This window comes from Pseudomonas sp. TE6283 (genome assembly GCF_054060555.1).
The window spans coordinates 1-12,280 of the sequence record NZ_JBSSDH010000011.1 but is presented as its reverse complement, the minus strand read 5'-3'; the positions used below and the strand labels follow the sequence as shown (position 1 = coordinate 12,280).

General features: G+C 65.4%; 11 protein-coding genes. 1 reads left to right on the top strand and 10 read right to left on the bottom strand.

The features are described from left to right. Window positions 1–15: 15 nt before the first annotated feature. The 10 genes from ACVWZ5_RS15855 to ACVWZ5_RS15810 all read right to left on the bottom strand — a co-directional run bounded on the left by ACVWZ5_RS15855 (window position 16) and on the right by ACVWZ5_RS15810 (window position 10,947). Window positions 16–1,203: an ATP phosphoribosyltransferase regulatory subunit gene (locus ACVWZ5_RS15855; RefSeq protein WP_028688257.1), complete on the bottom strand. Its 1,188-nt coding sequence runs from the start codon at window positions 1,201–1,203 to the stop codon at window positions 16–18. Between the two features lie 292 nt (window positions 1,204–1,495). Beyond that, window positions 1,496–2,365 (bottom strand): protease modulator HflC, encoded by an 870-nt coding sequence (hflC, locus tag ACVWZ5_RS15850; RefSeq protein ID WP_062360850.1) that lies wholly within the window; start codon window positions 2,363–2,365, stop codon window positions 1,496–1,498. After that, on the bottom strand, window positions 2,365–3,549 hold the full coding sequence (gene hflK / locus ACVWZ5_RS15845) for an FtsH protease activity modulator HflK (RefSeq protein WP_062360849.1): 1,185 nt from the start codon (window positions 3,547–3,549) through the stop codon (window positions 2,365–2,367). The genes hflC and hflK overlap by 1 nt, the downstream gene beginning before the upstream one ends. Before the next feature lie 96 nt (window positions 3,550–3,645). Further along, window positions 3,646–4,947 (bottom strand): ribosome rescue GTPase HflX, encoded by a 1,302-nt coding sequence (hflX, locus tag ACVWZ5_RS15840; protein ID WP_028688260.1) that lies wholly within the window; start codon window positions 4,945–4,947, stop codon window positions 3,646–3,648. A gap of 18 nt (window positions 4,948–4,965) precedes the next feature. Continuing rightward, window positions 4,966–5,226 carry an RNA chaperone Hfq gene (gene hfq / locus ACVWZ5_RS15835; protein WP_028688261.1) on the bottom strand — a complete coding sequence of 87 codons (261 nt, stop codon included), beginning with the start codon at window positions 5,224–5,226 and terminating at the stop codon, window positions 4,966–4,968. 94 nt (window positions 5,227–5,320) lie between these two features. Then, window positions 5,321–6,292 (bottom strand): tRNA (adenosine(37)-N6)-dimethylallyltransferase MiaA, encoded by a 972-nt coding sequence (miaA, locus tag ACVWZ5_RS15830; protein WP_084942427.1) that lies wholly within the window; start codon window positions 6,290–6,292, stop codon window positions 5,321–5,323. Between the two features lies 1 nt (window position 6,293). Next, on the bottom strand, window positions 6,294–8,195 hold the full coding sequence (gene mutL, locus ACVWZ5_RS15825; RefSeq protein WP_062572676.1) for a DNA mismatch repair endonuclease MutL: 1,902 nt from the start codon (window positions 8,193–8,195) through the stop codon (window positions 6,294–6,296). Then, the gene (locus ACVWZ5_RS15820) at window positions 8,192–9,622 is read right to left on the bottom strand and encodes an N-acetylmuramoyl-L-alanine amidase (RefSeq protein ID WP_028688264.1); all 1,431 of its coding nucleotides are present in this window, start codon (window positions 9,620–9,622) and stop codon (window positions 8,192–8,194) included. The genes mutL and ACVWZ5_RS15820 overlap by 4 nt, the downstream gene beginning before the upstream one ends. 12 nt (window positions 9,623–9,634) lie before the next feature. After that, a complete protein-coding gene (gene tsaE, locus ACVWZ5_RS15815; protein ID WP_371349750.1) occupies window positions 9,635–10,087 on the bottom strand; it encodes a tRNA (adenosine(37)-N6)-threonylcarbamoyltransferase complex ATPase subunit type 1 TsaE in 453 nt (150 codons plus the stop codon). An 8-nt stretch (window positions 10,088–10,095) separates the two neighbouring features. Further along, a complete protein-coding gene (locus ACVWZ5_RS15810; protein ID WP_028688266.1) occupies window positions 10,096–10,947 on the bottom strand; it encodes an NAD(P)H-hydrate dehydratase in 852 nt (283 codons plus the stop codon). A gap of 64 nt (window positions 10,948–11,011) precedes the next feature. Here ACVWZ5_RS15810 and queG point away from each other — a divergent pair, with 64 nt between their 5' ends. Beyond that, window positions 11,012–12,076: a tRNA epoxyqueuosine(34) reductase QueG gene (gene queG / locus ACVWZ5_RS15805; RefSeq protein WP_084942425.1), complete on the top strand. Its 1,065-nt coding sequence runs from the start codon at window positions 11,012–11,014 to the stop codon at window positions 12,074–12,076. The last annotated feature ends 204 nt before the right edge of the window (window positions 12,077–12,280 follow it).

The following is a 12,280-nucleotide window of genomic DNA, read 5'->3' as shown; positions in this document are numbered from 1 at the left end:
TGCCGGCGAAGAATCTCAATGGGTCAGCGGCAGAACCTGCCAGCGCCCGTCTTGCTGAATCAATTGCCGATCACAATCCGCTTCGAAGGCAGCACTCAACGGCTGGCCAGGCAGGGCCTGGACCACACGCTGGCCTTCGTTGCGCAACTGGCAGACTTGCTGCCAGAGGGCCGCATCGCTGCTGTCGGGCATCCAGATGCCGCCAGCAGGCAATACGACCTCCGCTCGCCCCAGTGTGACCAGGGTCTTCAAATCCGTGGAGAATCCGGTGGCCGGGCGTGCCCGGCCGAAATCGGCGCCGATGTCGTCGTAGCGACCGCCCTGAGCGATCGACTGACCTTCGCCCGGCACGAACACCGCGAACACCACGCCGGTGTGATAGTTGTAGCCGCGCAGCTCGCCAAGGTCGAAGTACAGCGGCAAATCCGGGTAACGCGCCGCCAGGCGATCAGCGATCGCCAGCAGGTCGTCCAGCGCCGCGAGCACGCTGGCCGGGGCACGACCCAGGCGCACGCGCGCTTCGGCCAGCACTTCACGGCCGCCGCACAGCTCGACCAGGGCACGCAGCATGTTGCCCAGGTCCTTCGGCAGGTCGGCGGTGAGCGCCTGCACTTCGTCGACCGCCTTGCGCTGCAGGGCGTCGAACAGCTGCTGCTCCACGTCGCCGGACAGGTTGGCGGCACGGGCCAGGCCGCGGTAGATACCGACATGGCCAAGGTCCATGTGCACATCCGGCACATCGGTCAGCTGCAGCGTGGCGAGCATCAGGCTGATGACCTCGACATCGCTGGTGGGGCTGGCATCGCCGTACAGCTCGGCGCCCAGCTGGATCGGGCTGCGCGAGGTGGACAGGGCACGCGGTTGCGCATGCAGCACGCTGCCGGCGTAGCACAGGCGGCTCGGGCCCTCACGGCGCAGGGTGTGGGCGTCGATGCGCGCCACCTGCGGAGTGAAGTCGGCACGGAAGCCCATCAGGCGGCCGGACTGCGGGTCGACGACCTTGAAGGTGCGCTGGTCCAGGTCCTGGCCGGCGCCGGTGAGCAGCGACTCCAGGTACTCGATATGCGGCGTGACGACCAGTTCGTAACCCCAACTCTGGAACAGGTCCAACACCTGACGCCGCGCGATCTCGATGCGCGCCGCCTCAGGTGGCAGTACTTCCTCGATGCCATCTGGCAGCAGCCAGCGGTCTACCGTTGCCATTACGCCATTTCCCCTCTGGTCCGGGCGGCCTGCCCGCAGGCGAGCCGTGAGTGAAGCAGGCATTGGCGCACAATAGCGGGCAGCACTGATCCCAGCGCAACCACCGTACCCAATACCCTCGAATTGCCTTGCGTCCTGACCAAACCGTCAACAAGCCATGGGCCGATCAACCTTGCAGACGCAAAAAAGCCGGGAATTTCCCGGCTGCCGCATCATACACCCCTTTTCATTCAGGATGCACCCCGCCTGGCATTTTAGCTGCCAGACGGGGTGCCCCGTCATGAGAGCAGCCTCAGGGCTTGCTCTTGTCCAGGTAACGGAAGAACTCGTTCTTCGGGTCCAGGACCAGTACGTCGCTCTTGCTGGAGAAACTCTCGCGGTAGGCCTGCAGGCTACGGTGGAACGCGTAGAAATCGGCGTCCTGGCTGTAGGCCTTGGCATAGATGGCAGCCGCCTGGGCGTCGCCATCACCGCGGGTCTCTTCCGCTTCACGATACGCCTCGGCCAGCAGCACGCGGCGCTGGCGATCGGCGTCGGCTCGAATACCTTCGGCCAGCTCGTTACCCTTGGCTCGGTGCTCGCGGGCCTCACGCTCACGCTCGGTGCTCATGCGGTCGAACACGCTGCGGTTGACTTCCTTCGGCAGGTCGATGGCCTTGACGCGCACGTCGACCACTTCGATACCCAGCTCCTTGCTGGCCATGCGGTTCAGCGAGGCGGTGATGTCGGCCATCAGCGCGTCACGTTCACCGGACACCACTTCGTGCAGGGTGCGTTTGCCGAACTGGTCACGCAGACCGCTTTCCAGACGCCGCGACAGGCGCTCGTCGGCGATCTGCTTCATGCCCGATGTGGCGGTGTAGAAGCGCTCGGCGTCCTTGACCCGCCACTTGGCGTAGGCATCGACCATCACCGCTTTCTTCTCCAGGGTCAGGAAACGCTGGGTCGGGGCGTCGAGGGTCATCAGACGGGCGTCGAACTTGCGCACCTGATTCACGTACGGCACCTTCACGTGCAGGCCGGGCTGGACATCAGCCTTGACCACGCGGCCGAACTGCAGCAATACCGCGCGCTCGGTCTGCGAGACGATGTAGAAGCAGTTCCAGGCGATGATCGCCAGCACCACGGCGCCAATCAGGGCGAACAGCGATTTATTGCTCATCAGCGGCTCTCCCTGGAACGCAGCGGCGGTTGTTGTTGCAGGTCCTGCGCGGCGCGCGCGGCGGCGTCGTTGACCGACGGTGAAACACCGCTGACCGGCGCTGGCGTGCTGTTGCGGCTGCCTTCGACCATCTTGTCCAGTGGCAGGTAGAGCAGGTTGTTCTGCCCGTCCTTGGTCGCCACCATGACCTTGCTGGAGTTGCTGTACACCTCCTGCATGGTTTCCAGGTACAGACGCTGACGGGTCACGTCCGGCGCCTTGCGGTACTCGGCCACCAGCTTGGTGAAACGGTCGGCCTCACCCTTGGCGCGGGCAATGACTTCATCGCGGTAGCCGTTGGCGTCCTCGATGATGCGCTGCGCCTGGCCACGTGCCTCGGGCACCACGCCATTGGCGTAGGACTCGGCCTGGTTGCGCGCACGCTGCTCGTCTTCCCGGGCGCGGATCACGTCGTCGAAGGCTTCCTGCACTTCACGCGGGGCTGCCGCGCTCTGCACGTTGACCTGGGTGACGGTGATACCGGTGCGGTAGGTGTCGAGGAAACGCTGCAGACGCTCGCGGATATCCACGGCCATCTGCTCGCGGCCTTCGGTCAGCACCTGGTCCATCGAGGTGGAACCCACCACGTGGCGCAGGGCGCTGTCGGTGGCATGCTGCAGGCTGACTTCCGGCTGGTCGACGTTGAGCACGAAGTCCTGCAGGTTGCTGATGCGGTACTGCACGGTCAGCGGCACCTCGACGATGTTCTCGTCTTCGGTGAGCATCTGGCCCTGCTTGGTGTAGGCCCGCTCGCGGGTCACGTTTTCCATGTACTTGCGATCGATCGGCGGGAAGTAGATGTTCAGGCCGGGACCGACGGTTTCGTAGTACTTGCCGAAGCGCAGCACCACGGCCTGCTCCTGCTCGTCCACCACGTACACGGCGTTATACAGCCAGATGGCAGCCAGCACCGCCAGGCCAATGCCCAGCAGCCCATAGCCGCCACCCTTGCCGATATTGCGGTCGCCACTGCCACCGCGTTTCTTGCCACTGCCGAACATGCCATTCAGGCTGTCCTGCAGCTTGCGGAAGGCCTCGTCGAGATCCGGTGGACCTTTCTTGTCGCCACCACCGCCACCGCCGTTACGGCGACCGCCCCAGGGATCCTGATTGTTCGAGTTGCCACCCGGCTCGTTCCAAGCCATAGCGCTCTCCATCTGATAAAGCAAAGACGCGCCCACGGCGCGCCGTCCAATGCTACAGAATGCCTGTCACCGCTGCCCGCCGACCTCGACGGGCATTTATTGCAAAGTGTGTTGCTCGACAAACACTTGCGGCTCCATGCCTTCGCGGCTGACCAGGCGATTCAACTCGACCCTGGGCAGTCGCACGCTCAGCAGGCTGCGCCCTTCTTCATCATGCTCTTCACTCTGCACGGCACCCAGGGCAAAGAATTGCGCGCGCAGGCGGGCAAACCGTTGCTCCAGGCACAGGGTTCCGACGTACAGATCGTCCCCCAGCAACTCGGCAATCGCCTGGCCAACCAGCTCCAGGCCGCGTCCATCACGTGCCGATACCCAGACCCGCTGCGGCTTGCCATCGGCATCGCGCTGGATCTGCGGCTCGACATCTTCAAGCAGGTCGAGTTTGTTATAGACCTCGAGGATCGGCAAGCTCTCGGCCCCGATCTCGCCCAGCACCGCCAGCACCTGTTCGATCTGCTCCATGCGCTCGGGCTCATGGGCGTCGATCACGTGCAGCAGCAGGTCGGAGTTGCTCGACTCTTCGAGCGTAGCCCGAAATGCCTCGACCAGCTTGTGCGGCAGGTGGCGGATGAAGCCCACAGTGTCGGCCAGCACGATCGGCCCCAGGTCGGCCAGTTCGAGCCGGCGCAAGGTCGGGTCGAGGGTGGCGAACAACTGGTCCGCGGCATACACCTCGGATTGCGTCAGGGCGTTGAACAGGGTCGACTTGCCGGCGTTGGTGTAGCCCACCAGCGACACCGACGGGATGTCCGCGCGCTTGCGCCCGCGACGGGCCTGCTCGCGCTGACTGCGCACCTTCTCCAGGCGTGCCTTGATCTGACGCAGGCGCACCCGCAGCAGGCGGCGGTCGGTTTCCAGCTGGGTCTCGCCCGGGCCGCGCAGGCCGATACCGCCCTTCTGCCGCTCAAGGTGGGTCCAGCCGCGCACCAGCCGCGTGCTCATGTGCTCGAGCTGGGCCAGTTCGACCTGCAGCTTGCCTTCATGAGTGCGCGCCCGCTGGGCGAAGATGTCGAGAATCAGCCCGGTGCGGTCCAGCACGCGACACTCGAAGACGCGCTCGAGGTTGCGTTCCTGGCTGGGCGTAAGGGTGTGATTGAAAATCACCAGGTCGGCTTCGGCTGATTGGACCAGGTCGCGCAATTCGTCGACCTTGCCGCTGCCGATCAGAAACTTGGCGGTGGGCTGATGCCGCGCCACTGTTACCAGCGAGACGATATCGGCGCCGGCCGACAGCGCCAGCTCCTGAAACTCCTGCGGGTCTTCGCGCGCCTCAGGGTTCTGACCTTCCAAGTGAACGAGCAGCGCTCGCTCACCACCACCGTGGCGCTCAAAGAACAATGCAGGCTCCTACTTTTTTCAAGCGTTGCCTTGCTCGCTGTCGCCGTGATCGGCATCGGACGGGCTTGGCAGGCGAACCGGACGGGCAGGTACGACAGTCGAAATGGCGTGCTTGTAGACCATCTGGCTGACAGTGTTCTTCAGCAGCACAACGAACTGGTCGAAGGATTCGATCTGGCCCTGCAGCTTGATCCCGTTGACCAGATAGATCGAAACCGGGACTTTTTCTTTTCTCAAGGTGTTCAAGTAAGGGTCTTGTAGCGAATGCCCTTTTGACATATGCCGCACTCCTGTAAGGATCAATAGTAGAAAATCAAGAAAATCGATAAATTATGACGCCCGTCCGCAAGGATAGACGGCATTTGGCAGGGACTCAGCTCAATATGGAGACGGTCCCCAGGTATTTCAAGGTGCGGGACAGATTGTCGCAGGCCAGGCTATCCAGCCAATGCACGCCTTCCCAACCGCGCAACCAGGTGAACTGCCGCTTGGCCAGCTGGCGTGTGGCAATGATACCGCGTTCACGCATCTCATTCTCAGTCAGCTTGCCGTCGAGATGATCCCAGACCTGTCGATAGCCCACTGCCCGTATAGACGGCAGTTCCGCGTGCAAGTCACTTCTGGCTCGCAGCGTTCGGACCTCGTCGACGAAGCCCTGTTCCAGCATCTGTGAAAATCGTAACGCAATTCGCTGATGCAAAATGTGACGATCTGTAGGAGCAATCGCCAAACTCGCGACAGTATAGGGCAAATGCCCGCCCGCGCCTGCGTCTGCAGCGCTACTTTCCGCGAATTGACGTTGGCGGTGGGCGGTCATGGTCTGGCCGCTGACCCGATACACTTCGAGCGCACGGATCAACCGCTGCGGGTCATTCGGGTGGATGCGCCCCGCCGATTCGGGATCCACCTCAGCCAGTTGCCGGTGCAGTTCGCCCAGGCCCAGCGTGGCGGCCTGGGCCTCGAGTTCTGCGCGCACCGCTGGGTCAGCTTCCGGCATGTCGGCCAGGCCCTCGATCAGCGCCTTGTAATAAAGCATGGTGCCGCCGACCAGCAGCGGGATCTTGCCGCGCGCGGTGATCTCGGCCATGGCTTCGAGGGCATCGGTGCAGAACCGCTTGGCCGAGTAGCTTTCGGCAGGATCGAGGATATCGATCAGACGGTGCGGGTGGGCGGCCAGCAGCTCCTTGGAGGGCTTCGCGGTGCCGATGTCCATGCCGCGATAGACCAGCGCCGAATCGACGCTGATCAGCTCGCAGGGCAGCACCTTGGTCAGCTCGATGGCAAGGTCGGTCTTGCCGGCTGCAGTCGGTCCCATGAGGAAGATCGCCGGGGGTTTCGCACTCATCTCATCGGCCCCGCAGGAACAGCTTGTCCAGGTCGTCCAGGCCCATCTGGGTCCAGGTCGGCCGGCCATGGTTGCACTGGCCGCTGCGCTCGGTGTTTTCCATGTCGCGCAGCAGCGCGTTCATCTCCGGGATGGCCAGGCGCCGGTTGGCGCGCACCGCGCCGTGGCAGGCCATGGTTCCGAGCAGTTCGTTCAGGTGCGCCTGGATCCGGTCGCTGGTGCCGTATTCCATCAGGTCAGCTAGCACGTCCTGGACCAGACGGTTAGCCTCGGCCTGCTTGAGCAGCGCCGGGATCTGGCGAATAGCCAGGGTTTCCGGCCCCAGGCGCTGCAGCTCGAAGCCCAGGCGCTGGAACCACTGGGCGTGCTCCTCGGCGCAATCGGCCTCGCGCTGGCTCAGCGCCAGCGACTCGGGCACCAGCAGCGGCTGGCCGCTCAGGCCTTCGCTGGCCATCGCCACCTTCAGGCGCTCGTACATGATCCGCTCATGGGCGGCGTGCATGTCCACCAGCACCAGGCCGACGGCGTTCTCGGCGAGGATATAGATACCCTTGAGCTGTGCCAGGGCGTAGCCCAGCGGCGGGATGTCGCCCTGGCTTTCCGGCAGTGCGCTCGACGTGGCGGCGGTGTTGTCCAGCGGCGCGTAGAACTCGCGGTAGACCGCCTGGGCCTCGCCGACGTTGACCGGCTGCGCGGGGCGCGGGGTGTACTGGTACTGATAACCGGCGCCAGAACCGCCGGAGGAGAAGGCAGGACGCGCCTCGCCCTGGGGCTGCTCGAGCACCGGCGAGGCCAGGCGCATCTCGCCCTGCGGACCGAACTCGCCGGCCTGCAGGCCACTCGGGCGAAGCATCTCGCTGGTCGCGGCAGGCGCGGCGAGCTGGTCTTCCGGGCGCACGTCGGCCAGGGCGCGGTGCAGGGTGCCATAAAGGAAGTCGTGGACCATGCGCCCTTCGCGGAAGCGCACTTCGTGCTTGGTCGGGTGCACGTTGACGTCCACTCCGGTCGGGTCGCACTCGAGGAACAGCACGAAGGTCGGGTGGCGGCCATTGAACAGCACGTCGCGATAGGCCTGGCGCACCGCGTGGGCGACCAGCTTGTCGCGCACGGCGCGGCCATTGACGAAGAAGTACTGCAGGTCGGCCTGGCTGCGCGAGAAGGTCGGCAAGCCGACCCAGCCCCACAGGCGCAGGCCATTGCGCTCGACGTCGATCGGCAGCGCCTGCTCGAGGAAGCCCGGGCCGCAGATGGCGCCCACGCGCCGCGCCCGGGCCATCTCGTCGGCTGCTTCGTGCAGGCTGAAGATGGTCTTGCCGTTGTGGCGCAGGTGGAAGCCGACGTCGAAGCGCGCCAGCGCCAGGCGCCGGATCACTTCCTGCAGGTGATCGAACTCGGTCTTCTCGGCCTTGAGGAACTTGCGCCGGGCCGGGGTATTGAAGAACAGGTCGCGCACTTCGACCGAGGTGCCGACCGGATGCGCGGCGGGCTGCACCCTCGGCGTCATCTCGCGCCCTTCCGTTTCCACCTGCCAGGCTTCGCTGGCGTCGGCGGTACGCGAGGTCAGGGTCAGGCGTGCCACCGAGCTGATCGAGGCCAGGGCTTCTCCGCGAAAGCCGAGGCTGAGTACGCCTTCGAGGTCCTCCAGTTCGCGGATCTTGCTGGTGGCGTGACGCGCCAGGGCCAGCGGCAGGTCATCCGGGGCGATGCCGCTGCCGTTGTCGCGCACCCGCAGCAGCTTCACGCCACCCTGCTCGACCTCGACCTCGATGCGCCGGGCACCGGAGTCGAGGCTGTTCTCCAGCAGTTCCTTGGCCACCGACGCGGGGCGCTCGACCACCTCGCCGGCGGCGATCTGGTTGGCCAGCCGCGGGCTGAGCAGCTGGATGCGCGAGCCGCCACTCATTGCTGGGACGCCAAGGCGGTGGTGGGGATGTCCAGGTGCTGGCCGACCTTCAGCTCGTCGGTCTTCAGGCTGTTGCTGCTGCGCAGGCTGGCAACGCTGACCTGGTAGCGCACCGCGATCATCGCCAGTGTCTCGCCGGGGCGCACGGTGTGCTCACGCGGCCCCTGGGCGATCTTGCCGCTGTCGCGCAGCCAGGCGATGTAGGTGCCCGGTGGCGGGTTCTGCTGGAAGAACTGGCGCACGCCGGTGTGGATCGAGCGCGCCAGCGCCTGCTGGTGGCTGCGGGTCGCCAGCTTGGCGGCCTCGTTGGCGTTGGAGATGAACCCGGTCTCGACCAGGATCGACGGAATGTCCGGCGATTTCAGCACCATGAACCCGGCCTGTTCCACACGCTGCTTGTGCAGCGGCGTGACCCGTCCCATGTTGCCCAGCACCTTCTGGCCAACGTTGAGGCTGGAGCTGAGGGTGGCGGTCATCGACAGGTCGAGCAGCACGCCGGCCAGCATCCGGTCCTTGTCGTCGAGGCTGACGTTGCCGGCACCGCCGATCAGGTCGGAGCGGTTTTCCGTGTCGGCCAGCCAACGGGCGGTCTCGGAGGTGGCGCCACGGTCGGACAGGGCGAACACCGAAGCACCAAACGCGGCCTTCGACGGCGCGGCGTCGGCGTGAATCGAAACGAACAGGTCGGCGCCCTTCTTGCGGGCGATCTCGGTGCGCTTGCGCAACGGGATGAAGTAGTCGCCGGTACGGGTCAGCTCGGCCCGGTAGCCCTTCTCGGCGTTGATCTGGCGCTGCAGCTCCTTGGCGATATCCAGCACGATGTCTTTCTCGTGCTGGCCGCGCGAGCCGGACGCGCCAGGGTCTTCGCCGCCGTGACCGGCGTCGATGGCGACCACGATGTCACGCTTGCCGCTCGGAGCTGGCGGCAGCTTGATCGCCGGTTGCGCCGGGGTGACCGGCACCGCTGGCGTCGTGGCCGGGGGCTGCGGCGTCGGTGGCGGGGTCGGGTTGCTGGCGGCGATGGCATCGGCCTCCTGATCGTACAGGTCGACCACCAGGCGGTTGCCGTACTGGGCGTTTGGCGCCAGGGTGAAGCTCTTGGGCGAGACGGCCTTTTTCAGGTCGACCACCACCCGCAGGTCGGTGGGCGTGCGCTGGGCCGAGCGCACGCTGGTGATCGGCGTATTCGAGGTGGAGACGTTCAGCGGCGCACCCAGGGTGGCGCCATTGATGTCGATCACCAGGCGATCGGGTGCGGTCAGGGTGAAGACGCTGTGCTGCACAGGCCCGGACAGGTCGAAGACCAGCCGCGTGTTGTCCGGAGCGCGCCACAGGCGCATGCTCTTGACTTGAGTGACGGCCAGCGCGTCAACGGTCACCGCGGTCAGCAGCAGCCCAACGACGGCGACCAGTGCGCGTATGCGCATACCTTTCCCCACTTACTGTTTGAATTCTTTGGCCAGAACGGCACACCAGGCTTCGCCGCGTGCCCCCTGCGGCGACAGGTTCAGCGAACGTCCGCCCGCTTGCGGGCTTATGGTAATGGTCAGGTCGGGCTTTGGCAAAACGCCCGCGCCTTTGTCGGGCCATTCGAACAGGCACAGCGCATCGCCCTCGAAATAGTCGCGAATGCCCATGAACTCCAGTTCCTCCGGATCGACCAGGCGATAGAGGTCGAAATGGAAGGCGCGGATGTCGCCGATTTCGTAAGGTTCGACCACGGTGAATGTCGGACTTTTCACCGGACCTTCATGACCCAGGCCACGGATCAGGCCACGGGACAGCGTGGTCTTGCCGGCGCCCAGGTCGCCTTCGAGAAAGATCACACCATGACCTTTGGTCACTTCGGCCAGCTTGGCGCCAAAGGCGACGGTGGCTGGCTCGTCGGCCAGAAACAGGGTTACACCTGACACGCTGAATGCTCCTCCAATAACGCTCTAATGACCGGGACCAGATCGCTGGCCGCCAGCCCTCTACCTTTGACACCCAGGCGCTCGCCCGCGCAGGCATGCAACCATACCCCCAGGCACGCGGCCTGCCAGGCGTCCAGCCCCTGGGCCAACAACGCCGCCAACACGCCGGTAAGCACATCGCCCAGCCCGGCACCGGCCATGGCCGGATGCCCTCGCCCGCACTGCGCCAGCTGCCCCGCCGGATCGGCCACCAGCGTGCCCGCGCCCTTGAGCACGCAGACGCTGGCGTAACGCCGCGCCAGCTTGCGCGCGGCGCCCGGCCGGTCGGCCTGCACCGCCTCGGTGGAGATGCCCAGCAGCCGCGCTGCCTCGCCCGGGTGCGGGGTGAGGATGCTGCCGCTGGGCAACGCCAGTGGCGCAGCGGCCAGCAGGTTGAGAGCATCGGCGTCCCATACCTGCGGCAGATGCGCATGGGTCACCGCCGACAGCAGGCTGCGGCCCCAGGCCGCCTGGCCCAGCCCGGGGCCGACCACCAGCACCGTGGCCCGTGCGAGCGGGCCGAGCAACTGGTTGGCCGAGCTCACGCCCTGCCACATCACCTCCGGCAGGCGGGCCAGCCCGGCGGCGACGTGCTCGGCACGGGTCGCCACGCTGACCAGGCCGGCGCCGCAACGCAGCGCCGCCTCGCTGCTGAGCAAGACCGCGCCGCCGGTGCCGAGGTCACCGCCGATCACCAGCACATGGCCGAAATCGCCCTTGTGGGCATCGGCGGCGCGGGGTGGCAGCCCGGCCAAGGTCAGGCTGCTCAGCAGCAATGGGGGGTGTTTGGTCTGAGGCATGGGGTCAAAGGCTCCGATGTCTGGCAGAATTATACGCACCTCCGCTTGCAATGCTTGTTCATCCATGTCCGCCAACCTCCCAGACATCGCCACACTGGCCCAATCGATCAAGGATTGGGGCCGCGAACTCGGTTTTGCCCATGTCGGCATCGCCGGCGTCGATCTTGGCGAACACGAACAGCACCTGCAGCGCTGGCTGGCCGCCGGCTACAACGGCGAGATGGAGTACATGGGCGACCATGGCCACAAGCGCTCGCGCCCGGCCGAGTTGATCCCCGGCACGCTGCGGGTGATTTCGCTGCGCATGGACTACCTGCCCGGCGACACGCAGATGGCCAAGCGCCTGGCGGAGCCGGAAAAGGCCTATATCTCGCGCTACGCCCTGGGCCGCGATTACCACAAGCTGGTGCGCAAGCGCGTGCAGCACTTCGCCGATCGCATCCAGGAGGCCATCGGTCCCTTTGGCTACCGTGCCTTCGTCGACAGCGCCCCGGTGCTGGAAAAGGCCCTGGCGCAGGAAGCCGGCCTGGGCTGGATCGGCAAGAACACCCTGCTGCTGAACCGCAAGGCCGGCAGCTATTTCTTCCTGGCCGAGCTGTTCGTCGACCTGCCGCTACCGATCGACGGCGTGCAAGGCAGCGATCATTGCGGGCGCTGCCAGGCGTGCCTGGACATCTGCCCGACCCAGGCGTTCGTCGGGCCTTACCAACTCGATGCGCGGCGTTGCATTTCGTACCTGACCATCGAATTGCGCGGTGCCATTCCACTGGAACTGCGACCATTGATTGGTAATCGTGTGTTCGGTTGCGACGATTGCCAGATCGTCTGTCCTTGGAACCGTTTCGCCAAGACCTCTACCGAAGACGACTTCATGCCCCGCCGGGGGCTGGACAATATCGAGCTGGCCGAGCTGTTCCTGTGGGATGAAAAGCGTTTTCTCGGTTGCACCGAGGGCTCGCCCTTGCGGCGGGCGGGGTATGAGCGGTTTTTGCGTAACCTGGCGGTGGGACTGGGGAATGCGCCATCGACCATTCCCGTGCTGGAGGCGCTCAACGCGCGGCGGGATGATCCTTCGGAGCTGGTACGCGAGCACGTGGAGTGGGCGCTGGCTCGCCACGACGCCCTTTGACGCCTGCCGGCTTTGGCTTTGGCTTTGGCTTTGGCTTTGGCTTTGGCTTTGGCTTTGGCTTTGGCTTTGGCTTTGGCTTTGGCGATCAGAAGATTAACCCCTGCAGCCCACTAGCGACAGCTGCGCCAGTCCAGGCGCCGCCCGTAACTTCGCGACTTCAGGAGGCCGAACGGAGGTCTTGCGGAGGGAGGTGACGGGCATGGA